The 25,081-nt window shown below is 58.9% G+C and carries 23 protein-coding genes and 1 other annotated feature; of the genes, 15 read left to right on the top strand and 8 right to left on the bottom strand.

The features are described from left to right. Nucleotides 1–104: 104 nt before the first annotated feature. Together rnd and AC1DCP_RS08685 are read right to left on the bottom strand one after the other, a co-directional pair. Nucleotides 105–1,265 carry a ribonuclease D gene (rnd, locus tag AC1DCP_RS08690; RefSeq protein WP_003512471.1) on the bottom strand — a complete coding sequence of 387 codons (1,161 nt, stop codon included), beginning with the start codon at nucleotides 1,263–1,265 and terminating at the stop codon, nucleotides 105–107. An 82-nt stretch (nucleotides 1,266–1,347) separates the two neighbouring features. Then, nucleotides 1,348–2,619 carry an MFS transporter gene (locus AC1DCP_RS08685; protein ID WP_003512472.1) on the bottom strand — a complete coding sequence of 424 codons (1,272 nt, stop codon included), beginning with the start codon at nucleotides 2,617–2,619 and terminating at the stop codon, nucleotides 1,348–1,350. Between the two features lie 180 nt (nucleotides 2,620–2,799). Between AC1DCP_RS08685 and aspS the strand changes: the two genes are divergently transcribed. The 3 genes from aspS to AC1DCP_RS08670 all read left to right on the top strand — a co-directional run bounded on the left by aspS (nucleotide 2,800) and on the right by AC1DCP_RS08670 (nucleotide 7,986). Continuing rightward, entirely contained in the window at nucleotides 2,800–4,587 is a 1,788-nt protein-coding gene (gene aspS / locus AC1DCP_RS08680; RefSeq protein ID WP_476774218.1) for an aspartate--tRNA ligase, read from the top strand. A 256-nt stretch (nucleotides 4,588–4,843) separates the two neighbouring features. Continuing rightward, nucleotides 4,844–6,298: a cell envelope integrity protein CreD gene (gene creD, locus AC1DCP_RS08675; RefSeq protein WP_065688203.1), complete on the top strand. Its 1,455-nt coding sequence runs from the start codon at nucleotides 4,844–4,846 to the stop codon at nucleotides 6,296–6,298. Between the two features lie 76 nt (nucleotides 6,299–6,374). Continuing rightward, nucleotides 6,375–6,430: a sequence feature (sul1 is cis-regulatory element that is thought to sense ions involved in sulfur or methionine metabolism; They are found in Alphaproteobacteria), on the top strand. A gap of 74 nt (nucleotides 6,431–6,504) precedes the next feature. Continuing rightward, complete coding sequence (locus AC1DCP_RS08670) at nucleotides 6,505–7,986, top strand: SulP family inorganic anion transporter (protein ID WP_065688204.1); 1,482 nt, start codon at nucleotides 6,505–6,507, stop codon at nucleotides 7,984–7,986. Nucleotides 7,987–8,029: 43 nt separating this feature from the next. Here AC1DCP_RS08670 and AC1DCP_RS08665 read toward each other — a convergent pair whose 3' ends face one another. Continuing rightward, a complete protein-coding gene (locus AC1DCP_RS08665) occupies nucleotides 8,030–9,220 on the bottom strand; it encodes a hypothetical protein (protein ID WP_003512485.1) in 1,191 nt (396 codons plus the stop codon). A 230-nt stretch (nucleotides 9,221–9,450) separates the two neighbouring features. Between AC1DCP_RS08665 and parC the strand changes: the two genes are divergently transcribed. Then, nucleotides 9,451–11,703, top strand: coding sequence for a DNA topoisomerase IV subunit A (gene parC, locus AC1DCP_RS08660; protein ID WP_019565424.1), 2,253 nt, complete (start codon nucleotides 9,451–9,453; stop codon nucleotides 11,701–11,703). Nucleotides 11,704–11,767: 64 nt separating this feature from the next. Here the strand turns inward: parC and AC1DCP_RS08655 are convergent, their stop codons facing one another. From AC1DCP_RS08655 to hemB, 5 genes are all read right to left on the bottom strand, one after another. After that, nucleotides 11,768–12,157 carry a type II toxin-antitoxin system death-on-curing family toxin gene (locus AC1DCP_RS08655; protein ID WP_065688205.1) on the bottom strand — a complete coding sequence of 130 codons (390 nt, stop codon included), beginning with the start codon at nucleotides 12,155–12,157 and terminating at the stop codon, nucleotides 11,768–11,770. Continuing rightward, nucleotides 12,154–12,375: an AbrB/MazE/SpoVT family DNA-binding domain-containing protein gene (locus AC1DCP_RS08650; RefSeq protein ID WP_038490623.1), complete on the bottom strand. Its 222-nt coding sequence runs from the start codon at nucleotides 12,373–12,375 to the stop codon at nucleotides 12,154–12,156. The genes AC1DCP_RS08655 and AC1DCP_RS08650 overlap by 4 nt, the downstream gene beginning before the upstream one ends. Nucleotides 12,376–12,447: 72 nt before the next feature. Next, a complete protein-coding gene (locus tag AC1DCP_RS08645) occupies nucleotides 12,448–13,215 on the bottom strand; it encodes an arginyltransferase (RefSeq protein WP_038492769.1) in 768 nt (255 codons plus the stop codon). 176 nt (nucleotides 13,216–13,391) lie between these two features. Further along, on the bottom strand, nucleotides 13,392–13,850 hold the full coding sequence (locus AC1DCP_RS08640; RefSeq protein WP_003512493.1) for an RDD family protein: 459 nt from the start codon (nucleotides 13,848–13,850) through the stop codon (nucleotides 13,392–13,394). A gap of 115 nt (nucleotides 13,851–13,965) precedes the next feature. Then, nucleotides 13,966–14,979: a porphobilinogen synthase gene (hemB, locus tag AC1DCP_RS08635; protein WP_003512495.1), complete on the bottom strand. Its 1,014-nt coding sequence runs from the start codon at nucleotides 14,977–14,979 to the stop codon at nucleotides 13,966–13,968. A 181-nt stretch (nucleotides 14,980–15,160) separates the two neighbouring features. Between hemB and AC1DCP_RS08630 the strand changes: the two genes are divergently transcribed. From AC1DCP_RS08630 to AC1DCP_RS08580, 11 genes are all read left to right on the top strand, one after another. Further along, nucleotides 15,161–15,598 (top strand): DUF6163 family protein, encoded by a 438-nt coding sequence (locus AC1DCP_RS08630; protein ID WP_003512497.1) that lies wholly within the window; start codon nucleotides 15,161–15,163, stop codon nucleotides 15,596–15,598. Nucleotides 15,599–15,832: 234 nt separating this feature from the next. After that, nucleotides 15,833–16,342: a transcriptional regulator LdtR gene (gene ldtR, locus AC1DCP_RS08625; RefSeq protein ID WP_025593036.1), complete on the top strand. Its 510-nt coding sequence runs from the start codon at nucleotides 15,833–15,835 to the stop codon at nucleotides 16,340–16,342. A gap of 375 nt (nucleotides 16,343–16,717) precedes the next feature. Continuing rightward, nucleotides 16,718–18,049 carry a L,D-transpeptidase family protein gene (locus AC1DCP_RS08620; RefSeq protein WP_003512501.1) on the top strand — a complete coding sequence of 444 codons (1,332 nt, stop codon included), beginning with the start codon at nucleotides 16,718–16,720 and terminating at the stop codon, nucleotides 18,047–18,049. Between the two features lie 210 nt (nucleotides 18,050–18,259). After that, the gene (gene glyA / locus AC1DCP_RS08615; protein WP_065688206.1) at nucleotides 18,260–19,549 is read left to right on the top strand and encodes a serine hydroxymethyltransferase; all 1,290 of its coding nucleotides are present in this window, start codon (nucleotides 18,260–18,262) and stop codon (nucleotides 19,547–19,549) included. A gap of 12 nt (nucleotides 19,550–19,561) precedes the next feature. Further along, nucleotides 19,562–20,041: a transcriptional regulator NrdR gene (nrdR, locus tag AC1DCP_RS08610; RefSeq protein WP_003512508.1), complete on the top strand. Its 480-nt coding sequence runs from the start codon at nucleotides 19,562–19,564 to the stop codon at nucleotides 20,039–20,041. Nucleotides 20,042–20,043: 2 nt separating this feature from the next. After that, nucleotides 20,044–21,177 carry a bifunctional diaminohydroxyphosphoribosylaminopyrimidine deaminase/5-amino-6-(5-phosphoribosylamino)uracil reductase RibD gene (gene ribD / locus AC1DCP_RS08605; RefSeq protein WP_476774217.1) on the top strand — a complete coding sequence of 378 codons (1,134 nt, stop codon included), beginning with the start codon at nucleotides 20,044–20,046 and terminating at the stop codon, nucleotides 21,175–21,177. After that, nucleotides 21,177–21,788: a riboflavin synthase gene (locus tag AC1DCP_RS08600; protein ID WP_003512512.1), complete on the top strand. Its 612-nt coding sequence runs from the start codon at nucleotides 21,177–21,179 to the stop codon at nucleotides 21,786–21,788. The genes ribD and AC1DCP_RS08600 overlap by 1 nt, the downstream gene beginning before the upstream one ends. A 262-nt stretch (nucleotides 21,789–22,050) precedes the next feature. Further along, nucleotides 22,051–22,683 carry a LysE family translocator gene (locus AC1DCP_RS08595; RefSeq protein WP_003512513.1) on the top strand — a complete coding sequence of 211 codons (633 nt, stop codon included), beginning with the start codon at nucleotides 22,051–22,053 and terminating at the stop codon, nucleotides 22,681–22,683. 164 nt (nucleotides 22,684–22,847) lie between these two features. Beyond that, nucleotides 22,848–23,294, top strand: coding sequence for a 6,7-dimethyl-8-ribityllumazine synthase (gene ribH, locus AC1DCP_RS08590; protein ID WP_013635886.1), 447 nt, complete (start codon nucleotides 22,848–22,850; stop codon nucleotides 23,292–23,294). A gap of 4 nt (nucleotides 23,295–23,298) precedes the next feature. After that, nucleotides 23,299–23,796 carry a transcription antitermination factor NusB gene (gene nusB, locus AC1DCP_RS08585; protein WP_013635887.1) on the top strand — a complete coding sequence of 166 codons (498 nt, stop codon included), beginning with the start codon at nucleotides 23,299–23,301 and terminating at the stop codon, nucleotides 23,794–23,796. 21 nt (nucleotides 23,797–23,817) lie between these two features. After that, entirely contained in the window at nucleotides 23,818–25,041 is a 1,224-nt protein-coding gene (locus AC1DCP_RS08580) for an MFS transporter (RefSeq protein WP_065688208.1), read from the top strand. The last annotated feature ends 40 nt before the right edge of the window (nucleotides 25,042–25,081 follow it).

Here is a 25,081-nt window from a genome sequence, read left to right as displayed (position 1 = left end):
AGATGGACCGCGATGCGGGCAAAATTTGGGTTGGCGCAGGTCCGGTAAAAGCAGAAGCGCTTTCGCGTCCGCACAACGCGCAAAACTGTGCGAGGCGCGGGCGATCAGGCCTCGCTCACCGCCACATCAACCGCCTCGACCTTCTTGCCGGCGAAACGCAATGCTACTTCGCCATTGATGAGCTTCAGCGCCACATCGCCAAACAGTTCGCGCCGCCAGCCGGTCAGCGCTGCCACGGTGGCAGCCTCGCCCTCGGAAGCGATCTTGTCCAGATCTTCGCTGTTGGCGATGACCTTTGCTGCGACGCCGTGCTTGTCTGCCGTCAGCTTCAGGAGAACTTTCAACAGCTCCACGGCAGCGCCGGAGCCTTCCGGTGCGTGGCTGTGACGTGGCGCCTTCGGCATTTCCTCTTTCGGAAGTGCCAGCGCCGCATTCACGGTCTCGATGATGGCCGTACCGGAGGAGGAGCGCTCCCAGCCCTTCGGGATGGTGCGAAGCCGCGACAGCGCCTCGGTGTCCTTCGGCTGCTGCTGTGCGATTTCGAAGATCGCATCGTCTTTCAGCACGCGTGAGCGCGGCACGTTGCGCGACCGCGCCTCACGTTCACGCCATGCTGCTACAAATTTGAGGATGGCGAGTTCAGTCGGCTTGCGCAGGCGCGATTTCAACCGCAGCCAGGCATCGTCGGGATGCATGTCATAGGTTTCGCGCGATTCCAGAATGTCCATCTCTTCGGTCAGCCAAAGCGAGCGGCCTTCACGCTCCAGCTGCGCTTTGAGCGCTAGATAGACATCACGCAGATGGGTGACGTCGGCCAGCGCATAATCCAGCTGCTTTTCCGTCAGCGGGCGGCGGCTCCAGTCCGTGAAGCGTGAGGATTTGTCGATCTGCACATTCTTGATCCTCTGGACCAGCTGGTCGTAAGAGATCGAATCGCCGAAACCGCAGACCATGGCCGCGACCTGCGTATCGAAGATCGGGTGCGGAATAAGCCCGCCAAGATGATAGATGATTTCGATATCCTGACGCGCCGCATGGAAAACCTTCACGACATCGGGATTGGCCATGAGTTCGAACAGCGGCGTAAGGTCGAGACCCTTGGCGAGCGGGTCGACCAGTACCTCAAGGGTAGGGCTCGCCATCTGCACGAGACAAAGCTCGGGCCAGAAGGTCGTCTCACGCAGAAACTCGGTGTCGATGGTAATGAATTCCGATTTCGCCAGTTCCGTGCAGGCTTCGGCGAGGGCGGCAGTCGTTTCAATCATTGCAAATGGCCACTCGTGAAAATTATCCGTCTTACTTTCCCTTTGCCGGGCGCATGTCAATACAAAGCCCGCTTTTGAAGGCTCAAGGATCGTTTTTCTCAGGTGGTTTTGGCGTCGGCCCGTCGTTTTTGGGTGGTGCAGGGGCGGCCAGCTTCTGAAAATAGGCCGAGGTGCGCAAAAGCGGGCGGAACCGCCAGTTCCGCTCCTCAACGGGTACTCCCTCGCGCACCCGTAGCCGGTATATGGTGTAGGCGATGAAAACGATCTGGATCGCGGCCGTGTAGCTGAACAGCGCTTTGGGACCGAACTGGTCGATCAGGACGGAGGCGAGCAGCGGCCCGACGGTTGCACCCACCGACCAGAAGAACAGCAGCCCGGCAGACACCATCGCATGTTCGCCCTCTTTGGCATGGTCGTTGCCATGGGCGGAACTCAGTGAATAGAGCGGCAGGGCAAAGGCGCCGAACACGAAGACGCCGATGATGTTGCTCCATTCGTCCGAGCCGGCGAACAGGGCGAGAAACAGACCGACAATCACGGAGCAGGCCGTGGTAGCGAGAATGATGATGCGGCGGTCGTAACGGTCGGAATAGACGCCGAGCGGATATTGCAAGACCACGCCGCCGATGATGCCCGCACTCATGAAGGTGGCGATGGCGGTGACGGAAAGGCCGATCTGTTCGGCATAGATTGGCCCGATGTTGCGAAAAGCCGCCATGCTGAGGCCGACAGCCACGCAGCCGACGACGGCAAGCGGTGAGATGCGCCACACCGCGAAAAGATTGAACGGGATCTGTTTCGGCGGCGCGGGGTTGGATTTGTCGGCAATCGAGATCGGCACCAGCGACAGCGTGAGCGCCATGGCGATCAGCGAAAACACCACAGGCCCGTCAATGCCGGCGACGGGGATGATATATTGGGCGAGCGTTACGGAACCGAGATCGACGAAACGATAGATGGACAGCGTGCGCGCACGGTTGGAATTCGTCACCTGCGCATTGATCCAGCTTTCGATCGCGGCGAAAAGACAGGCGACCGCAATACCGATGACGAAGCGCATCAACATCCAGAACAAGGGATGAAGGACAAGCGGCATGGCGATCGAGGCGGCCGATGCGACCGCCGCCATAGTGGCGAAGGTGCGGATATGGCCAATCTTGCGCAGAAGGCGCGTCACCGAAATGCAGCCGAGCGCGAATCCGATGCTGTAGGCGGCGCTGATGAGGCCGATGGTGCTGGCCGAAAACCCTTCGGACAGGCCCCGCAGCGCGATATAGGTTCCCTGCAGACCGTTGCCGCCAATCAGAATGCCGGCGGTGACGAGAAGCGGGATAAGAGGTCTGATCTGGCTCATTGCGGGCCGACTCGGTTTGGCGGGCTGAATAAGCACTATCTAAAGCGAAGGTGCGCGAAAGGACAGGCTGAACGCGACATTGTTGTGCTTTGCCTTGACAAATCGGGCTGGTCATGCGCTTTTCCGGCAAATTTCGACAGTGCCGCCCATCTGGCCCACGACACGCTCCAGGATATTAAAATGCATCGTTACCGCAGCCACACCTGTGCCGCTCTCCGCAAGTCCGACGTCGGCGAAACCGTTCGCCTTTCCGGTTGGGTTCATCGCGTGCGAGATCATGGCGGCGTTCTCTTTATCGACCTTCGCGACCACTACGGCATTACCCAGGTCGTGGCCGATCCCGATAGCCCGGCCTTCAAGGTTGCGGAAACCGTGCGCGGTGAATGGGTGATCCGCATTGACGGTCTCGTCAAGGCGCGGTCCGAAGACACCATCAACAAGGGCATGGCCACTGGCGAGATCGAGCTTTATGCGCAGGAGATCGAGGTTCTGGGCGTTGCCAAGGAACTGCCGCTGCCGGTCTTCGGTGAGCCTGAATATCCCGAAGATGTTCGCCTGAAGTATCGCTTCCTCGACCTGCGCCGCGAAACCCTGCACAAGAACATCGTCAAGCGTACGCAGATCATCTCCTCCATGCGCAAGGGTATGGGCGATCTGGGCTTTGCCGAATATACGACGCCGATCCTCACCGCATCCTCGCCGGAAGGCGCGCGCGACTTCCTCGTTCCCTCGCGCATCCACGAAGGCCAGTTCTTCGCGCTGCCGCAGGCCCCGCAGCAGTACAAGCAGCTTCTGATGGTGGCCGGTTTCGACCGCTACTTCCAGATCGCTCCATGCTTCCGCGATGAAGACCCGCGTGCAGACCGTCTACCGGGCGAATTCTACCAGCTCGACGTCGAAATGAGCTTCGTGACCCAGGAAGACGTCTGGACCACGATGGAGCCGATGATGACGGCCGTTTTCGAACAGTTTGCCGAAGGCAAGCCGGTGACGAAAGAATGGCCGCGCATTCCCTATGACGAATCGATCCGTAAATACGGCTCCGACAAGCCGGACCTGCGCAACCCGATTGTCATGGAAGCCGTGACCGAACATTTCGATGGCTCGGGCTTCAAGGTTTTCGCCAACATGATCGCCTCCAACCCCAAGGTGCAGGTTTGGGCTATCCCGGCCAAGACCGGTGGGTCGCGTGCATTCTGCGATCGCATGAACGCCTGGGCGCAGAGCCAGGGCCAGCCGGGCCTCGGCTACATCTTCTGGAAGGAAGAAGAAGGCAAGGTTGCCGGCTCCGGTCCGCTTGCCAAGAACATCGGCGAGGAACGCACCGAGGCGCTGCGCCAGCAGCTCGGCCTTGAGGCGGGCGACGCCTGCTTCTTCGTCGCGGGCGATCCCACCAAGTTCTACAAGTTTGCCGGCGAGGCGCGCACCCGTGCCGCCGACGAGCTGAACCTGATTGACCGCGACCGTTTCGAAATGTGCTGGATCGTCGATTTCCCCTTCTTCGAATATAACGACGAAGAAAAGAAGATCGATTTCGCCCACAACCCCTTCTCCATGCCGCAGGGTGGCATGGAAGCGCTGGAAGGACAGGATCCGCTCTCCATCAAGGCTTTCCAGTATGACGCGGTCTGCAACGGCTTCGAAATCGCCTCCGGCTCTATCCGTAACCAGTCGCCCGAGCTGATGGTCAAGGCTTTTGAAAAGGTCGGCCTGTCGCAGAGCGACGTGGAAGAGCGCTTCGGCGGTCTCTACCGCGCCTTCCAGTACGGTGCGCCTCCGCACGGCGGTTGCGCCTTCGGTATCGACCGTGTGGTCATGCTTCTGGTTGGTGCGAAGAACCTGCGCGAAATCACGCTGTTCCCGATGAACCAGCAGGCGCAGGACCTGCTGATGAACGCGCCGTCCCCGGCAACGCCGACCCAGCTTCGCGAGCTGGCGCTGCGCGTGGTTCCGTCCAAGAAGGACTGATCTCAACCGCCACGGGTTTTGAACAAAAGGGCTGGCGGCGACGCCGGCCCTTTCTGTTTCTGCAACGAACGTGGGAAAGTCACAATTTTACCGCGAGTTTAACGGAATTCCGAACGTAATCAGCCGGAATCCGATTCCAGTATAGTTTTGCGCTCATTTTGGGGACGCAAAGACTATCGGGGATTTTAAACTTGGGACAGCGCCAGCCGAACTTCGCTTGGGGTTGCGGCGCGATCATATTTATAAGGACTTCAGAATGGCACATGAATCGGAAAAAGACCTCGCCCCGGCCGGTGGGCAGATGCCGCCAGCCCCGCCTCGCAACGGCTTCGCCGTCAGCCTGCGCTCACCGGGCGCCAAGTTTCTGATGATCGGTTTCATATCGATGGTTCTGCTCGTACCGCTGCTTCTCGTCTGGGCGCTGACGGAAGAGCGCGCCTCGCGGGCCGAGGATGTTTCGGGCCGTATCGCCAGCGGCTGGGGTGGCGATCAGGTGGTGAACGGCCCTTATCTCGCCGTGCCTTTCGACGTGGAAAGACGCCGCGAGGTGAACGGCCAGAGCATCGTCGATCGCACGACCGAATGGGCGCTGGTCATGCCGGAAACGCTTGATGTCACGGCCGATCTGAAGACCGAGGAGAAGCGGCTGTCGATCTACAGCCTGCCGGTCTATAATGGCGACCTTGTCCTCAAAGGCCGGTTCGGTGCCGGCATCCTTCAGGATCTCGCCCGCTTCTCCGGCACGCCCCGCCTCGACAGCGCCATTCTCGTTCTCAGCATACAGGATATGACCGGCATTCGCTCGAGCGCCGGTGTCAGGATCGATGGCGGTTCCGTATTGCCGTTCGATCCCGGCATGCGTGATATCTCTGTCATAGCGCCCCGCACGGGTGCGCAGGACATGTCCATCAGGTCCGATGCCGGCGTGCACAGATCGATCGAAAGAGGCCTTGTCGAGAAAGGCTTCGATTTCGATATATCCTTCTCCCTGAATGGTTCCGGCAGCTTTGCCGTCGCGCCCGCCGGCCAGACCACCAGTTTGGCGGCCAAGGCCAACTGGCCGCATCCCGGCTTTGAAGGCCTGTTCCTGCCGGAGGAAAAGACCGTCACAGCCTCGGATTTCACGGCCAACTGGACAATCCCCTATCTCGCAAGGGGCATAGACCGCGTGGTCGAGAGTTCGCGCCTGCCGCTGACCGACAGCCTGATGAGGATCAACCTCGTCGAGCCCGTGAAATTCTACCAGATCATCGCCCGGACACTCAAATATTCGATAGGCTTCATCTCTCTGGTGTTCCTGGCCGTCTTCATCGTCGAACTGAGGGGCGGCAGCAGCGTGCACTGGATCCAGTACGTGCTGACGGGGCTGGCGCTGATCGTTTTCTACGTGCTGCTGCTCGCACTTGCGGAACATACGGGCTTCACCATCGCCTATGCTGCGGCGTCGCTTCTGACAGCGCTCCTGATCTCCTCCTATCTCGGAAGCGCAACCGATAGCCGTCAGAACGGGATAGCCCTGTTTACGGTTCTGGCGGTGGCTTATGGGGTCATGTATCTGGTTCTGAATGAGGATGAATATGCGCTGCTGGCCGGCGCGTTGATATCTTTCATCGCCATTGCTGCCACCATGTTCGCAACCCGCAGGGTCGACTGGTCGGGAACCGGCCCAACCCAGCACAACACCAATATTGGTCGCAGCGAAGCCTCGTAAGGCGCATCGCCAGCATCGAAAGGCGGGTAGACAACTTGCTGCCCGCTTTTTTGCCGTCTATAGGTGGAGCATTCACCACGGACCCGGTGAAATTCCGGGTGGCTCTTCTGGCCGCCGATCCGCCAGACAACGCAAAGCACCGACATTCTTTTTCAATCTACCGGACACGTTTCCGGCCGGTGCGTGATACTTTGCGAAAAAATCAAATGAACAGATTTCAGACTTACAGACGTGAGTGGTTTTCCAATATTCGCGGCGATGTGCTTTCCGGCATCGTCGTCGCACTCGCGCTCATTCCCGAAGCAATCGGCTTTTCCGTCATCGCCGGCGTCGATCCGAAGGTGGGGTTGTTTGCTTCTTTCGCCATTGCCTGCGTCTGCGCCTTCACCGGTGGCCGTCCGGGCATGATTTCCGCGGCAACCGCCGCCACAGCCGTCCTGATGGTGACGCTGGTGAAGGAACACGGCCTGCAATATCTCTTTGCGGCGACCATCCTCATGGGTGTGCTGCAGATCGCTGCGGGCTTTGCAAGGCTCGGGCGGGTGATGCGCTTCGTCTCGCGCTCGGTCATGACCGGCTTCGTCAATGCGCTGGCGATCCTGATCTTCATGGCGCAATTGCCCGAGCTGATAGGCGTGCCTGTCGCAACCTACGTCATGATCGCGGCTGGTCTTGCGATCATCTATCTCTTCCCGCTGGTCACGAAAATCATCCCGTCGCCGTTGGTCGCCATCGTCGTTTTGACCTGCGTGGCGGTGTTTTTCGGCATGGATATCCGCACCGTCGGCAATCTCGGCGAGCTGCCCTCGACGCTGCCGGTCTTCGCCCTGCCACAGGTGCCGCTGACTTTCGAAACGCTGCAGATCATCTTTCCCTATTCCGCAGCGCTGGCTGCCGTCGGTCTCCTGGAATCCCTGCTGACGGCACAGATCGTTGACGACATGACAGATACCGGCAGCAACAAGAGCCGGGAGTGCATCGGGCAGGGGACAGGCAACATCGCCTCCGCGCTGATCGGCGGGATGGGCGGCTGCGCCATGATCGGCCAGTCGGTCATCAACGTCAGATCCGGCGGCAGGGGCAGGCTGTCCACTTTTGTGGCGGGCGCCTTCCTGCTGTTCCTCATTCTGGTGCTGGATGATCTTGTCCGCATCATTCCAATGGCCGCTCTTGTGGCTGTCATGATCATGGTTTCGATCGGCACCTTCTCGTGGCGTTCGATTCTCGATCTCAGCCGCAATCCACCGTCTTCCAGCATCGTCATGCTGGTAACGGTCGGGACCGTGCTGGCGACCCATGATCTCGCAAAAGGCGTGCTCGCAGGCGTGCTTCTCTCCGGCGTGTTTTTCGCGGGGAAGGTTTCAAAACTCTTCCACGTTCGTCCAGAGCTTGTCGCGGATGGTCGGCACCGCATCTACCGCGTCGACGGGCAGATTTTCTTCGCCTCGACGGAAAGCTTCATCGCCGCCTTCGATTTTGCCGAAGACGTGGAAACGGTCACCATCGACGTCACACAGGCGCATCTGTGGGATATCTCGGCTGTCGGTGCGCTGGACAAGGTCGTGCTGAAATTCCGCAAGACCGGCAAGACGGTCGAGGTGATCGGCGTCAACGAAGCGAGCGCCCATATGATCGACCGTTTCGCCCTGCACGACAAGCAGGATGGAGCGACAGCCTCAATCCACTGACCAGAAGTAAAAAGCCCCGGCGGAACCGGGGCTTTTTGTTGTGCTATTCGTTTGCCGTCACCGTGACGCCGAGCATTGTCGGCAGGGTGTTCGGCGCGCCCATGGCGGCGCCCATGATCATCGGGAAGGGAACCGGCTTTTCCGGTTCGGCCGAGATAGAGAAGCTCTTCGGATTATCGATATAGGCGTTGATCGCAGCCGACACCATGTTCTGCAATTCCGGAACGTTGAGCGAAGCCATCATGATCGGCGCCATGCCCTTGATGGTCTGGGAAAGCTGATCGCTGGTCATACCCTGCTGGCTTGCAGCGTAGTCGATGGCGCGCTTGGTGATGCTGGCATCTTCGAAGCTGATTTCGGCATTAACGAAGGAAAGCTGCTGCATCAGGCCGAGCATGGCAAGGCCCGCTGCCTGTTCCGCCTGTTCCTTGTTCGGATTTGCAGCCTGCGCCTTCACCGTCTCCTGCATCGATTTGATGAAGGCGAGTGTGTAACCGGAGAAACCGAACGACATGTTGAGACGGCCGACCTTGTCGAGGTCGATGGCATATTCCTCGACGTCTACGGTGCCGGAGGCGACTTCCCAGCTTCCGCTCATGGTCATGTTGCCGGAAAGGGCCTGCAGATTGAGCTTTTCAATTGCGTCCTTCGTGGCCGGATCGTTGACTTCACTGAGATCGGCTTTGAAGCCGGATGCGTCGAGATCGAAGCCGATCGAGGCCTTGTCGTCGCTGACTGACATCGTTGCGCTGCTTTCCTCGAGCGAGAAAGCCTGCTTGCCGTCGATGGAGACGGAAATCGGACCGCTATGCGCCTCGTCGTAGAACATCAGCGCGTCAATCGTGCCCGTCGTCGCATCGGCAGGGATGGTGAGACCTGACATGTAGATGTCGTTAGCCTTGATCTCCACGTTTTCCTGCTTGTAATCGACATTGTCGAAGCGCGCGTTCTTGATCTTGTAGCCGCCGTTGTTTTCCTCGACGCCTTCAAGGGTGACGTTGCCGACCGGAATTTTTTTGGCCGGATCGGCAGCCGCATTGAAGGTCACGCCGTTCAGCGTCACCGTGTCGCCGTTGACGGCGACGGATCCGGCGGCAATTTCACCGCCCTGCGCGGCGTAGGCGGCATTGATCTTTTTCAGAACGTCGTTGCCATCCAGTGCGAATGCCGGTGCGGAAAGCGCGAGAAGCGCGGCACTTGCGAAAAGAATCTGCCGGGTGGATTTCAGTCTCATAGTGTTTCTTCCCTCAATGTGCGGATGTGCACCGTGTTCTAAATGTGAATGGTGACATTTATATTCGCGATTATTCAAAGGTCTACAGGATTTAGATCGATTCGTATGACGGCGGCATTGCGGCATTCGCAACGCAGTTAATAAAAATCCTCACAAAAGGCGTCGTTTCGTCCACAGCCGAGACCCCCGAATTCCTTGCCGGGAATCGGCATTTCCGCTAGTCAAGCACCATGGGAAAAAATCTTGTACCTCCGTCAGGCGGAGACGATAACATTCATCCGGTCGATTTGAAGGCGGCGCTTGAAGAGCGCTACCTCGCTTACGCCTTGTCCACGATCATGCATCGTGCGCTGCCGGATGTACGCGATGGACTGAAGCCGGTTCACCGCCGCATCATCCACGCCATGAGCGAAATGGGCATCCGCCCCAACTCGGCTTTCAAGAAATGCGCCCGTATCGTCGGTGACGTTATCGGTAAGTTCCATCCGCATGGCGACCAGTCGGTCTACGATGCGCTGGTCCGTCTCGCGCAGGATTTCTCGCAGCGTTATCCGATCGTGGACGGGCAGGGCAATTTCGGCAATATCGATGGCGACGGCGCCGCCGCCTATCGTTATACCGAAGCACGCATGACCGATGTGGCAGCGCTGCTGCTCGAAGGCATCGGCGAGGACGCGGTTGACTTCCGCGCTACCTATAATGAGGAAGACGAGGAGCCGGTCGTCCTGCCGGGCGCGTTCCCCAATCTGCTTGCCAACGGTGCCTCCGGCATCGCCGTCGGCATGGCGACGTCCATCCCGCCGCACAACGCCCATGAACTGTGCGACGCAGCTCTGCATCTCATCAAGCATCCGGATGCGACGGTTGAAAAGCTGGTGGAATTCATTCCCGGCCCCGACCTGCCGACCGGCGGCGTGATCATCGAAAGCCGCGAGAATATTCTCGAAGCCTATAAGACCGGGCGCGGTGGTTTCCGCGTGCGCGCCAAATGGGAAACGGAAGACCTCGGACGTGGCGGCTATCAGATCGTCATCACCGAAATCCCGTTCCAGGTGCAGAAATCGCGGCTGATCGAAAAGATCGCCGAGCTGCTGCTTGCCCGCAAACTGCCGCTGCTTGAGGATGTCCGCGACGAATCGGCCGAAGACGTGCGTATCGTGCTGGTTCCGAAAAACCGCACTGTCGACGCGACGCTGCTGATGGAATCGCTGTTCCGTCTGTCCGACCTTGAAAGCCGCCTGCCGCTCAACATGAACGTACTGTCGCTTGGCAGGGTGCCGAAGGTCATGGCGCTGAACGAGGTGCTGAGCGAATGGCTGGCACACCGCAAGGACGTGCTGGTCCGCCGTTCCCGCCATCGTCTCGCGGCCATCGATCGCAGGCTCGAGATTCTGGGCGGCCTGCTGGTCGCCTATCTCAATCTCGATGAGGTGATCCGTATTATCCGCGAGGAGGACGAGCCGAAACAGGTGATGATGGCCAAGTGGTCGCTCACCGATAATCAGGCCGAAGCCATCCTCAACATGCGTCTGCGCAATCTGCGCAAGCTTGAGGAATTCGAAATCCGCAAGGAGTTCGACGAACTCAGCAGCGAGAAGGCTGAAATCGAGGGTCTGCTCGCCTCCGATGAAAAGCAGTGGCAGACCGTCGCCTGGGAAATCGGCGAGGTCAAAAAGAAATATGCCAAGGCAACGGAGATCGGCCGTCGCCGCACGCAGTTTGCGGATGCGCCGGATGCCGACATCGAGGCCATCCAGCAGGCGATGATCGAAAAGGAACCGGTCACCATCGTCATCTCGCAGAAGGGGTGGATCAGGGCGCTGAAGGGGCATATGTCCGATACGTCGGCTCTGACCTTCAAGGAGGGCGATGGCCCGAAGCTCGCCTTCCCGGCGCAGACGACCGACAAGTTGCTTCTGCTGACCACCGGCGGCAAGGCCTACACGCTCGGCGCAGACAAGCTGCCGGGCGGTCGCGGCCATGGCGAGCCGATCCGCATCATGGTCGATATGGAGAACGATCAGGACATCCTGACGGCCTTCGTTCACGATCCGTCGCGCAAGCTTCTGCTCGTCTCGACTGGCGGCAACGGCTTCATCGTGGCCGAAAGCGAAATGGTCGCAAACACCCGCAAGGGCAAGCAGATCATGAATGTCGCCATGCCTGACGAAGCCAAGCTCGCCGTACCTGTTACGGGCGACCATGTCGCCGTCGTTGGCGAAAACCGCAAGCTGCTTGCCTTCCCGCTGTCGCAGGTGCCGGAAATGTCACGCGGCAAGGGCGTGCGCCTGCAACGCTACAAGGACGGCGGCGTCGTTGATGTGAAATGTTTCGCGCTCGCAGACGGCTTGAGCTGGTCCGACACGGCCGGGCGCCTCTTCAGCAAGGTCGGTGAGGAATTGCGCGAATGGCTGGCAGACCGCGCCACCGTTGGCCGCACCGTACCGAAGGGCTTTCCGCGTAGCGGGAAATTTGGCGGGTAAATCCGTCCTCTCTCGATATAAACAGAAGAAGCGCCGCATATCGAAAGACGTGCGGCGCTTCCGTTTAATCGAGTGGGACGACGTGGTCGCGTAGAAAAAGATAAACGCCGTCCTCATCAATGTTGCCGGCAGCGACGTCGAGAACAAAAGCGATGACATCAGCTTGCTCGGCGTGGATTTCATGGCCGTTGATGAACAAGAAGGTGTAGGCCGCTAGAAACGCGGTTCGTTTGTTTCCATCTGAAAATGGGTGGTTGCGGGCTATCCCGTAAAGATAGGCGGATGCAAGCCTTAGAGCGTCTTCCTCACCGTAGGCGGCTTTGTGAAGGGGGCGTGCCAAAGCTGCCTCAAGTGCGTTCTCGTCTTTTAGACCTTGCAGGCCACCATGTTCAACAAGTTGTTCCCGATGTATTATTTCAATGGAAGTTCGGGACAGCCACTTAATTTTTTTCATTTTGCGAGTTCTCTCAGCGCCACATGGTATTTCTTCATGCCGCGCCGGGCAGCTTCAAGCTGCTCGCTCAAATCCGCTTGTTCAGGGACGAGTTCGATATTCCCGGAGACTTCCCTTAGTTCAAGGGTATCACCCGTCTTGAGACCCATGCGATCCAGGACTTCTTTTGGGATGATAATGCCTTCGGAATTACCGATTTTCCGGATTGTGATGTTCATGACGCCAACTCCTGTTATAACTGAGTTATAACATTGTCATCACGGTGAGACAATGCCGGTGTTGGATTGGATCTACTCGGCTGTCTCTACCGCAGGCACATAAACCTCCCACCCACGCGGTGTCAGATGCTCCTGCGGGTGGTAGCGCGTCTTGTAGCCCATCTTTTCAGAGCCATCGACCCAGTAGCCAAGATAGACGTGCGGCAGGCCGAGCGCGCGTGTGCGGGTGATGTGATCCATGATCATGAAAGTGCCGAGCGAGCGCTTTTCTAGATCGGGGTTGAAGAAGGAATAGACCATCGACAGCCCGTCGCTCATCACATCGCTCAGCGCTACGGCGAGAAGTTCACCTCGTTTGCTGGAATCGATGCCGGAGCCGGGCTCTCGCACACGGTATTCGATGATGCGGGTGTTGACGTGCGTGTCTTCGATCATGATCGCATAGTCGAGCGCCGACATGTCGGACATGCCGCCTGACTGGTGCCGATGGTCGAGATAGCGGCGAAACAGTGAGAACTGTTCGGTGGATGGCTCAGCGGCATGAACGGTAGCGACGACATCCTTGTTGATGGAGAGAACGCGCCGCATCGATTTCGTCGGCTGGAACTGTTCGGCAAGGATGCGCACGGAAACGCAAGCTCGACAGGTTTCGCACGCCGGACGATAGGCGATGTTCTGTGAACGCCTGAAGCCGCCCTGGGTCAGAAGGTCGTTCATTTCCGACGCACGCGGGCCGACCAGATGCGTGAAAACCTTCCGCTCCATCTGGTTCGGCAAGTAGGGGCAGGTGGCCGGTGCCGTAAGATAGAATTGGGGAGAGGGCGTCGCCTGCGTGTTCATCGAACCGTGATCGCCTCCTGCGTCTGTTGTGAAAGCGCGCCGCGATTTCACGGGGTGCGGCGACGCTTCAAGCGACATGCATAATGTCACAGAATGGCAAAATGACGGAAAACGTCAACTGCACCATGCGGTATTTGCCTGATATGGAAGCCACGTTTTCGTGGCTTTCCCTTATATCAGTAGGTTCTGACCATGACGGTGCCGAGCAGGAAGTCATGAACGAGGCGCGAGCGCTCCGTAAACAGGCCTGCAAGCAGGATAAGCGGCGTCAAAACCGAGTTGATGATCCAGAAAAGCGCAATGTGCACGGTGGCCAGAAGGAAATCGATTCGCCGTCCGTCCATGCGCGCCATCGCGATGCCCATCGCCCGCATGCCGGGTGAGGCCTGCGACGGGCCGCTGAGCGTTACGCCGAAATAAAGGACCGCGACGATGACGAACAAGGCCGGATAGAGGAAGAAGCCGAGACCCAGCGTAATCACGCCGAGAAAGAAGACGATCACGGCGGCTGGAATGCACAGCAGGAGAACGATCGCGTAATCGATCAGAAAAGCGAAGATGCGTCGGCTCAGTACGCCGCTATAGGCGCGCCAGTCGTCCGGTGCGACATAGGTAGGGTTCTGGTCGAGGTTCATCGGTCGTTTTCTCCTGAGAAGACATGACAGCTCGAAACGCGCTTTTCGTCAGGCAGCATTCCGTGTCAGCAAACAATATGGGAAGAAAACGACCGAATACAATAAGCGTCGGCTGTCAGCCCTTCGCGAGTTTGCGCGCGGCTTCCACTGCGAAATAGCTCAGAATGCCATCGCAGCCTGCACGCTTGAAACAGAGAAGCGTTTCCATCATCACGCGCTCGCCGTCGATCCAGCCATGCATGGCCGCTGCCTTGATCTGGGTATATTCACCGGACACCTGATAGGCGAAGGTGGGCAGCCCGAAATTCTCTTTCAGCCGCCAACAGATGTCGAGATAGGGCAAGCCGGGTTTGACCATCAGCATGTCAGCACCTTCTTCCACGTCGAGCGCGGCGTCGCGGATTGCCTCCATGCCGTTAGCGGGGCTGATGTAATAGCTGTTCTTGTCCCCCTTCAGCAGTCCGGCCGTCGAAATGGCCTCGCGATACGGACCGTAATAGCCGGAGGAGAATTTCGTGGCATAGGCCATGATGCCGACGTTCTGGTGCCCGGCCGCATCCAGGCCGCGGCGGATGGCGCCAATGCGGCCATCCATCATCTCGGACGGAGAAATAATGTCCGAACCGGCATCGGCCTGAAGGATTGCAGCACGAACGACCTGGTCCACGGTCTCGTCATTGACGATTTCATCGCCGCGCAGAATGCCGTCATGCCCATGGCTGGTGAAGGGATCGAGCGCAACATCGGTGATCATGCCGATATTCGGAACCGCTTTTTTGACCGCGATGGTCGCCTGATTGATGAGGTTGTTGGCCTCGAGCGCATTCGAGCCGGTCTCGTCGCGCAAGTCCATCTCGATATTCGGGAAGGTCGCAATCGCCGGAATGCCGAGATCGGCGGCTTCCTTCGCCGCTTCGACCAGCTTGTCGACGCTCATGCGGTTTACGCCGGGCATCGCCGGTATGGGATCGAGGATATTGCTGCCCGGTACGATGAAGACCGGCCAGATGAGATCATCGACGGTCAGGCGGCTTTCCTGAACCAGACGGCGAGTCCAGTCGGCCTTGCGATTGCGGCGCATGCGGCGATGGCCGGTGATCGCGTCGACCAGATGCGTTTTGTCCTGCATGTAAGAATGTCCTTCGTATCCCACCCAAGTCAGGAAAGCTGCATAACACGAAGCAAGCGCCGTGCGAATGCGACAATGTTTCCCCCTGGACTTCTCCGGTGGGCGAGGGTGCTTTGACAAGGCAAGCCGCCGAATTCAATATGGGCTGGTCGCCCGCCCGTCGAAACCGTATCTTCCGGCCATGGAACCTGATTCTCAACCTCTGCCGAAACGTCCGCTGACGGAAATCCTCTTTCTGGTCTTCATGAGGCTGGTCGCGGTTTCCTGTTTCTGGTTCGGCCTGCAATATTGGGCGATGCTGACGGGATATTCTCTCGGCGGGCATGGGCGGTTCGATATGCTTAACCTGCCATGGCGAGTGGCGGGTAGTGCGCTTGCGGTGATTTTCCCGGTCGCGGCGCTTGGTCTCTGGCTCGGCGCCTCCTGGGGGGCAGTCATGTGGGTCTTGGGTGCCGGCACCCAGATCGCCATGTATAAGGTGTGGCCATATATCTTCGGCGCCAACACGCTTGTACCCGTCATGCACGGTCTCGTGGCAACCATTTATATACTATTCCTGGTCGCTTTTTGGCTCGATCAGCGCCAGAATGAAGAGCGCGCAAGAATTGATTTACCATAAGAATAAAGCAATTCAGCCTGGTTTTCGGTCGAATTTTATTGCTAAGTCTTTGATTTGTAATGCATGGTGATAAGCCAGTCCCGCTTCGCCACAAGTTTGACCCACTTGGGAAAATGCAGGTAAGCATTTGTTAATCGTAGCTTTTAAGTAGAATTTTATGCGCATTGATTAGGTTCTCACTCAAGGCGGGAGACAAACAAACACACCGCCAAACAAAACAGTGAGGCAGTCATGATCAATAGCAAAGCAAAGCCGCAGGCCGTTGTTGCCGACGCACATGAAGATACCATCCGTTCGCTCTACATGGAGTCGCTGCACCTGGTGGAACGTCTCCACCGCCGCCTCCTCGATGTCATCAAGGACGAGTTCGATCGTCAGGGTCGCGATGATGTCAACGCCGTTCAGGCGCTCCTGCTGTTCAACATCGGCAATTCCGAACTGACGGCCGGCGAGCTTCGTTCGCGTGGTTATTACCTCGGATCGAACGTCTCCTACAACGTCAAGAAGCTGGTAGACCTCGGTCTCATCAACCACCAGCGCTCGCGTGTCGACCGCCGCTCGGTCCGCATCAGCCTGACTGAAAAAGGCCAGGAAATCGCCGAAACGGTTGCTCACCTCTACGAGCGCCACGTCGGCTCGATCGAAAAGGTCGGCGGCATCGGCACCGGCGAGTTCTCCGAAATGAACAAGCTGCTGCAGCGCCTCGATCGCTTCTGGAACGACTCGATCGCTTATCGTCTCTAATTCCGCGGCGGTTTCACTGTTAGAGCCGGGGGCATCGGTTTGCCTCCGGCTTGCGGATTCGTGTTGGAGGCGCCTTTCACCTGTGCGTGTCAAGCCCGGTCTCTCAGGTGCGTTTTCGCCCTGTTTTGCAGGCATACACAGCTTCGTGAGAAAAGGCCCGTGACACGAATTGGCCATATTGATATGGGACCCGCAAAGGTGAAGGAGCCGGCGGTTTCTCCTGCTGTCGTGGCAAGTCCCGACTGTTCTGCCAGACAATAGCGCCCAGACCATGGGTATTGAGCATTACCGGCCGGCAGACACGTTGTACGTGTTTGTTAATCATATTGATTTAGGCATTGTTGAGAATGCCGAAGAGAGTGGCTGGTAGGTAGAATGACAAAAAAATCCGTTTCCGAATCCGTATCGCGCCGTGCGCTTCTGCGCTCGGCTGTTTCCGTTGGTGTTGCCGCGCTTGCCGCGCCCGCCCTGGCGCAGAATGCGCTCAACGATCTCATGGGCTCGTCGCGCCGCGGCAACTGGGATGACCAGTTCGACGCGAATTCGTCGCGTTCCGCCGTTGGCGTCGTTTCCAACAACCCGGTTCTCGGACGGGAAGCGCCTGTCTACATGCAGCAGGCGATCATGCAATATCAGCAGATCGTGCAGAATGGCGGCTGGCCGGACGTACCCGTCACCCAGCAGCGTCTCCAGATCGGCGTTTCCGATCCTTCCGTTCAGGCGCTTCGCCAGCGACTGATGGTTTCCGGCGACCTGCCGCGCGAAGCTGGCATTTCCAGCGCCTTCGATTCTTATGTCGATGGTGCGTTGAAGCGCTTCCAGGCCCGCCACGGCCTTCCCGCCGATGGTGTCAGCGGCGAATACACGACCAAGGCGCTCAATGTTTCGGCCCAGATCCGTCTGGCGCAGTTGCAGACCAACCTCGTGCGCATTCAGTCCATGTCCGGCGATCTCGGCCAGCGTCACCTGATGGTGAACATTCCGGCCGCTGCCATCGAGGCGGTTGAGAATGAGCGCGTCGTCCTGCGCAACACCGCCGTCGTCGGTCGCGCCAGCCGCCCGACGCACGTCATCAATTCCAAGATTTACGAAGTCATCCTCAACCCTTACTGGACAGCGCCGCGCTCGATCGTCGAAAAGGACATCGTGCCGCTGATGCAGAAGGACCCGACCTATCTGGAGCGGAACAACATCCGCCTCATCGACGGCAAGGGACAGGAAGTTTCGCCGACGGCGGTCGACTGGTTTGCGCCAAAGGCACCGAACCTGATGTTCCGCCAGGACCCCGGCAAGATCAACGCCATGTCCTCGACGAAGATCAACTTCCACAATCCGAACAACGAATATATGCACGACACGCCGCAGCAGGGTCTGTTCAACAAGCTGATGCGGTTCGAATCGTCCGGCTGCGTGCGCGTACAGAACGTGCGCGACCTCACAAGCTGGCTGCTGCGCGACACGCCCGGCTGGTCGCGTCAGGAAATGGAACGCGTCATCGCCACCCGCGTCAACACACCGATCAAGCTGGCGCAGGAAGTGCCTGTCTATTTCGTCTACATCACCGCATGGTCGGCGAAGGACGGCGTGGTGCAGTTCCGCGACGACATCTATGAAAAGGACGGCAACGCCGAACTGGCGCTCAACACCACCACCGGCATCGAACAGCCGGCTGGACCTGTCGACGACGACCTGTTGCCGCGCAACTGATCCGGCGCTGCCATCAGGTTTTTATATTTAAGTGAAAGGCCGCACCCCGTCGGGTGTGGCTTTTTTCATTTTCGCTGCTGGTTTTGAAAAAACAGCTGCCGTTTTTTGTCGCAACGTCGCAGTTTGACGGGCAAATCTCGCTGCCCGTATTGCTCTTGTTCGGGCAGGGCGCTAAGACGCCATCGCATTACTGTTTCAGGAGCCTTCACCATGTCGAACACAGATGCTTTCTTCTCCCGTCCGCTTGCCGAAGTCGATCCGGATATTTTCGGCGCGATCGAGAAGGAACTGGGTCGCCAGCGCCACGAGATCGAACTGATCGCCTCGGAAAACATCGTTTCCCGCGCTGTGCTTGAAGCGCAGGGTTCGATCATGACCAACAAATATGCCGAAGGTTATCCGGGCAAGCGTTATTACGGCGGCTGCCAGTTCGTAGACATTGCTGAAGAGCTTGCCATCGAGCGTGCCAAGAAGCTGTTCGGCGTCAACTTCGCCAACGTCCAGCCAAATTCCGGTTCGCAGATGAACCAGGCCGTGTTCCTCGCGCTGCTCCAGCCGGGCGACACCTTCATGGGTCTCGACCTGAACTCCGGAGGCCATCTGACGCACGGTTCGCCGGTCAACATGTCCGGCAAGTGGTTCAACGTCGTGTCTTACGGCGTGCGCGAAGGCGACAACCTGCTCGACATGGACGAGGTGGAGCGCAAGGCCAAGGAAACCCGGCCGAAGCTTATCCTTGCCGGCGGCACCGCCTATTCCCGTATCTGGGACTGGAAGCGCTTCCGCGAGATCGCCGATGAAGTCGGCGCCTATCTGATGGTCGATATGGCCCACATCGCTGGTCTCGTTGCCGGTGGCCAGCATCCGTCGCCGTTCCCGCATTGCCACGTTGCCACCACGACGACGCACAAGTCGCTGCGCGGCCCGCGTGGTGGCATGATCCTCACCAATGACGAGGATCTGGCCAAGAAGTTCAACTCCGCCGTTTTCCCCGGCCTGCAGGGCGGTCCGCTGATGCACGTCATCGCCGCAAAGGCAGTTGCCTTCGGTGAAGCTTTGCAGCCGGAATTCAAGGATTACGCCGCACAGGTCGTCAAGAACGCCAAGGCGCTTGCCGAAACGCTGATCGAAGGTGGTCTTGATGTCGTCTCCGGCGGCACTGACAACCACCTGATGCTGGTTGACCTTCGCAAGAAGAACGCCACCGGCAAGCGTGCTGAAGCAGCTCTCGGTCGCGCCTACGTCACCTGCAACAAGAACGGCATTCCTTTCGATCCGGAAAAGCCTTTCGTCACCTCGGGTGTGCGTCTCGGCACGCCGGCCGGCACGACGCGCGGTTTCAAGGAAGCGGAATTCCGCGAAATCGGCAAGCTGATCGTCGAGGTTCTCGATGGTCTGAAGGTCGCCAACTCGGATGAGGGCAACGCTGCTGTTGAAGCTGCGGTGCGCGAAAAGGTCGTCGCCCTGACTGACCGTTTCCCGATGTATCCGTACATGTAAGGACGTAAAGAGATGCGCTGCCCATTTTGCGGTTCCGAAGACACACAGGTCAAGGACTCGCGTCCGGCGGAGGATAACACCTCCATCCGCCGGCGGCGCATCTGCCCCGATTGCGGCGGCCGCTTCACGACCTATGAGCGCGTGCAACTGCGCGAGCTGATGGTCATCAAGAAAAGCGGCCGCAAGCTGCCCTTCGACCGGGAAAAGCTGGTGCGATCCTTCGAGATCGCGCTACGCAAACGCCCGGTTGACCGCGACCGGATCGAGCGGGCCGTCTCGGGCATCGCTCGCCGTCTGGAAAGTTCCGGCGAGACGGAAATCCCCTCGGAAGAAATCGGCCTCCAGGTGCTTGAAGCGCTGAAGAGTCTCGATGACGTGGCCTTCGTACGCTACGCCTCGGTCTATCGCGATTTCAGCCATGCCGAGGATTTCGAGAACGTGATTGCCGAAATCAACGCCAAGATCGCCCGAGATACAGACGCCGGAGCATAGACGTGACGAGCCGCGCCGATGACGAAAAATTCATGGCCCGGGCAATCGAGGTTTCCCTGCGCCATCAGGGTCAAACCCAGACCAATCCCTCCGTCGGTTGCGTTCTCGTAAAGGACGGAAAAATCATCGCCGAAGCGGTGACCGCCATTGGCGGCCGCCCCCATGCTGAACGCCAGGCGCTGGAAATCGCCGGAGAAGCAGCGCGCGGCGCAACAGCCTATGTCACCCTTGAACCCTGCTCGCACTGGGGCAAGACGCCGCCCTGCGCCAATGCGCTGGTCGAATACGGCGTCGCCCGTGTCGTTGTGGCGGTTGACGACCCGGACGAGCGTGTTTCCGGTCGTGGTTACTCCATCCTGCGGGAGGCGGGCATTGTCGTGGAAACCGGCCTGCTGCGCGAACAAGGCAAGAGAGCGCTTGCGGGTTACCTCACACGCCAGGTGAAAAAACACCCGCATGTGATTCTGAAGCTTGCCATTTCTGCCGATGGCATGATCGGCAGACAAGGGGAGGGGCAGTTAGCGATCACCGGTCCGCAGGCCAGGCACGCCGTGCATGAACTGAGAGCGCGCTGCGATTGCATCCTCGTGGGCATCCGCACCGCGATAGCGGACGATCCGGAACTGACCGTTCGAATTGCAGGTCTCGAAGATCGTTCTCCGGTCCGAATCGTGCTTGATCGCAAGTTTGAACTACCGTTGACGTCTAAGCTGGTGGGAAGTGCACGCGAGGTGCCGGTAATCGTCGCGGCGTTATCCCCCTCTGACCTGCCGGGTATCTTGCCCTCAAGGGGGGAGGTGCCCGGCAGGGCAGAGGGGGGTAGCCACGACCGCCGCCAACAACTGATCGACGCAGGCGTCGAAATCCTTGAAGCACCAACCCTCGAGAACCTCCTTCACATTCTCGCTGAACGCGGCATGTCGGAACTTCTGGTCGAAGGCGGCGCTTTTGCCGCAAAATCGTTCCTTGAAGCCGATCTCGTGGACCGTATCATGCTGTTTGAAAGCCCGGTCGTGGTTGGTGAAGGCGGGATTGAAACGCCGCTCAGCCGTGCCGATATTCCGGGCGATTATGTTTTGGTCAGCGAAACCGCCTACGGGCCGGATCGCTGCTTCGATTATGAAAGGCCGCTTTGATGTTTACCGGAATTGTCACCGATGTTGGAACCGTGTCCGAGCTTGAAGCTCTGGCGGAAGGCATTCGTCTGCGGGTGGCGACCAATTACGATCCCAAGACCATCGATATGGGCGCATCGATCTCCCATGGCGGCGTCTGCCTGACGGTGACCAAACTGCCCGAAGACGGCAGCAACGAGCGCTGGTACGAGGTCGAAGCCTGGGAAGAGGCATTGCGCCTGACGACGATTGCGGGCTGGCAGAAGGGCACGCATGTCAATCTGGAGCGCGCCCTGAAGATTGGCGACGAGCTTGGCGGTCACATCGTTTCCGGCCATGTCGATGGCAAGGCGGAGATTCTGTCTGTCGAGCCGGAAGGTGAGGCGGTCCGTATCCGCCTGCGCGCGCCCGACCATCTGGCGAAATTCGTGGCGCCCAAGGGTTCCATTGCACTCGATGGCACTTCTCTGACCGTCAATGCGGTCGACGGAACGGATTTCGACGTGCTCCTGATCCGCCATACGCTCACAGTCACCACATGGGGTGAGCGCCAACCGGGTGATTTCGTCAATTTCGAAGTCGACACCATGGCGCGATATGCCGCAAGGCTTGCAGAGTTCCCCTCGGCGTAACACCGTTCGGCATCTATTGTGCTGAAATACACTCCCGGCCTTGAGCCGGTATCCAGCCAGCCCAAATCCTTGGGCTGAAAAGACTCTTGCCGTCGCGCAGACGCGCGTTGACTGGATTACCTCTCAAGGCCAGAATGCCGGATAGACTTTACAGTCCTCCGCCATCGCGACAGATCAGTTGTTGTCCCGCACTCCGCTTTCGATTGACGCGCAAACACTATAAAGACGTCTTTAGGCCCAAACGGGGTAGGGGGATTACGACATGCCGTCTTTCGAACTGCTGACAGCCTTTTTCATCACCACCGCCCTGTTTGCCTATATTCCCGGCCCGGCCATGCTTTATGCGGCGGCGCAGACCATGGCGCGCGGCCGTTTTGCCGGGCTGATGGCGGTGCTTGGCATCCATGTCGGCTGCTATTTCCATATCGTCGCCTCTGCGGCGGGGCTTTCGGTGCTGTTCCAGGCGGTGCCGTGGCTTTATCTGGCCGTGAAGCTGTGTGGCGCGCTGTATCTCATCTGGCTCGGCTTCTCGATGCTGCGCAGCAAGCTTGAAGGTGAGACCGTCAATCTGACCATCGAACCGAAATCGGCAAGGCGTGCCTTCATCGACAGCATCATCGTCGACGTGCTCAATCCGAAGACGGCGCTGTTCTTTCTGGCGTTTCTGCCGCAATTCGTTGATCCGGCGGCGGCCTTTCCGATCTGGCTGCAATTGCTGATCCTCGGTATTGCCGTCAATTTCATCTTTTCCTCCGCCGATCTCGTTGGCGTGCTTCTGGCGGGCGCGATGGTCGGGCGGCTCAAGCGCTCCAGCAGGGTGCAGGTGCTTGCCCGTCGCACTGCGGGAACGGTGCTGATGGGGCTTGGCGTGCATCTGGCTTTCCAGAAAACCTGATTTTCGTAAGCCTCGCCGGATAAGGCGAAAACCTGCGCAATTGTCTGGTAAACGGGGCCTCTTGCGCGGGTGACACATGAAATTACTTGCCAAAAACGGCCAGCCGTGGTTTGACCGCCGCAAAAGCCGGTATGATCCGGCCCGAACCTTTTCAGGAAAATCCCATGTCCAAACCCCATCTTCTTATCGTGGAAGCACGCTTTTACGACGATATGGCAGACGCTCTTCTCGAAGGCGCGAAGTTCGCGCTGGATGAGGCTGGCGCAACCTATGACATCATCACCGTTCCCGGCGCGCTCGAAATCCCCGCTGCCATTGCCATGGCGCTGGATGGCGGCGACAACGAAGGCACGGAATATGATGGTTTCGTAGCGCTCGGCATGGTCATTCGTGGCGAGACCTACCACTTCGACATCGTTTCCAACGAATCCTCCCGCGCCCTGATGGATCTCGCCGTCAGCGAATCGCTGGCCATCGGCAACGGCATCCTCACCGTCGAAAACGACGATCAGGCATGGGCACGTGTTCGCCGTTCTGACAAGGATAAGGGCGGTTTTGCGGCCCGCGCGGCGCTGACGATGATCGAGCTCAAGAAAAAACTGGGTGGCTGAACGCATGTCGGATGTTGAAAATGGCGGCGAACCGCGCCAGCCTTCGGTAAAGCCCGCCAACCAGCGTGGCGCTGCGCGCCTCGCGGCCGTGCAGGCACTTTATCAGATGGATGTCGGCGGCACCGGCGTGATGGAAGTCGTGGCGGAATACGAGGCACATCGTCTCGGTCAGGAAGTCGATGGCGATACCTATCTGAAGGCCGATCCTTCCTGGTTCCGTTCCATCGTGTCCGGCGTCGTCCGCGATCAGACGAAGATCGACCCACTGGTGCGCTCCGCACTTCTGGAAGACTGGCCGCTGTCGCGTCTTGATGCCACCGTTCGCGCTATCTTGCGTGCCGGCGCTTTTGAGATTCTGGAGCGCAAGGACGTGCCGGTCGCCGTCATCGTTACGGAATATGTCGAAATCGCCCGTGCTTTCTTCGAGCATGACGAGCCGAAGCTGGTGAACGCGGTTCTGGACCGCATTGCCAAGCAGGTACGCGGCGAGGCAAAACGCTAAAATACGTTAGGTGAGGAAGATATGAGCGCCGTTTCCGTCCCCGGACTTGAAGTTCAACTGGACGAGGCGAAGCGCAACGTCTTCCTCCTGACCGCCGCACAGGCGATTATGGGCTCGGCAGCACCTATGAGCTTCTCGGTTGGCGCGCTTGCCGGTTACCAGTTGCTCGGGGCTGACAAGTCGCTGGCAACGGCGCCGCTTACCGGTTTCAACATCGGCGTGGCGCTGGGCGCCATCTGCGTTGCCGCAGCATCGCGTTTTCTCGGCCGCAAGGCGGGTTTCATGGTCGGCGCGCTGATGTGCTCCATCGGCGGCGGCATTGCTGCCGTGGCACTCTTCCGCTCCGACTTCTGGCTATTTGCGATCGGCCTGCTGCTGATCGGCATTTCCGGCGGCTTCACGCAGAAAATCCGCTTCGCTGCTGCCGACGCATCCCCCTCTTTCTACAAGCCGAAAGCCATTTCCTGGATATTGGCGGGTGGCATCGTCTCGGCGATCATCGGGCCGCAGCTTGCCATTTTCGGCAAGGATGTCTTCGCACCGGTCACCTTCGCCGGTGCTTTCATCGCGCTGGTGCCGCTCGGCATCATCGCGATTGCCATTCTGGCATTCCTGAAATTGCCGGACCCGAAGGCCGCCTCTGTCCACGCGCAGGCGGCACGGCCCTTGTCGGAAATCGTGCGCACGCACCGGTTTGTTACCGGCATGGTCTGCGGCATCGGTTCCTATGCGTTGATGACCTTCATGATGACCGGCGCGCCGCTCGCCATGGTGGTCGGCTGCGGGTTTCCCACCGAACTTGCGACGCTCGGCATCCAGTGGCACGTTCTCGCCATGTTCGGCCCAAGTTTCTTCACCGGTATGTTGATCGCGCGATTCGGCGCGGAAAAAATCGTTGCAGCCGGTCTCGTCGTGCTGATGGCCTGCGCCGTCGTCGCCCATATGGGCATCGAATTGTGGAACTTCTGGGCGGCGCTCATTCTCCTCGGTCTCGGCTGGAACTTCGGCTTCATCGGCGCTACCGCCATCATCACCTCCAGCTACCGCCCGCATGAGGCAGACAAGGTACAGGGCTTTCACGATATCGTGCTGTTCGGCACGGTAGCGCTGTCGTCCTTCTCTTCCGGCAAGGTGTTTACAGCCTGGGGCTGGTCGGTCATGAACCTCGTTATCTGGCCGGTTGCGGGGCTATGCCTCGTGCTGGTGGCGTCGCTGTTGCTGACCCCGCGCAGAAACGCCGCGTAAGATCGCCTTCGATCTCTACCCCTTTCATGTTTCAGGCAAA

The organism is Agrobacterium sp. 10T429 (assembly GCF_056393925.1).
This window is presented reverse-complemented; position numbering and strand designations above follow the sequence as displayed.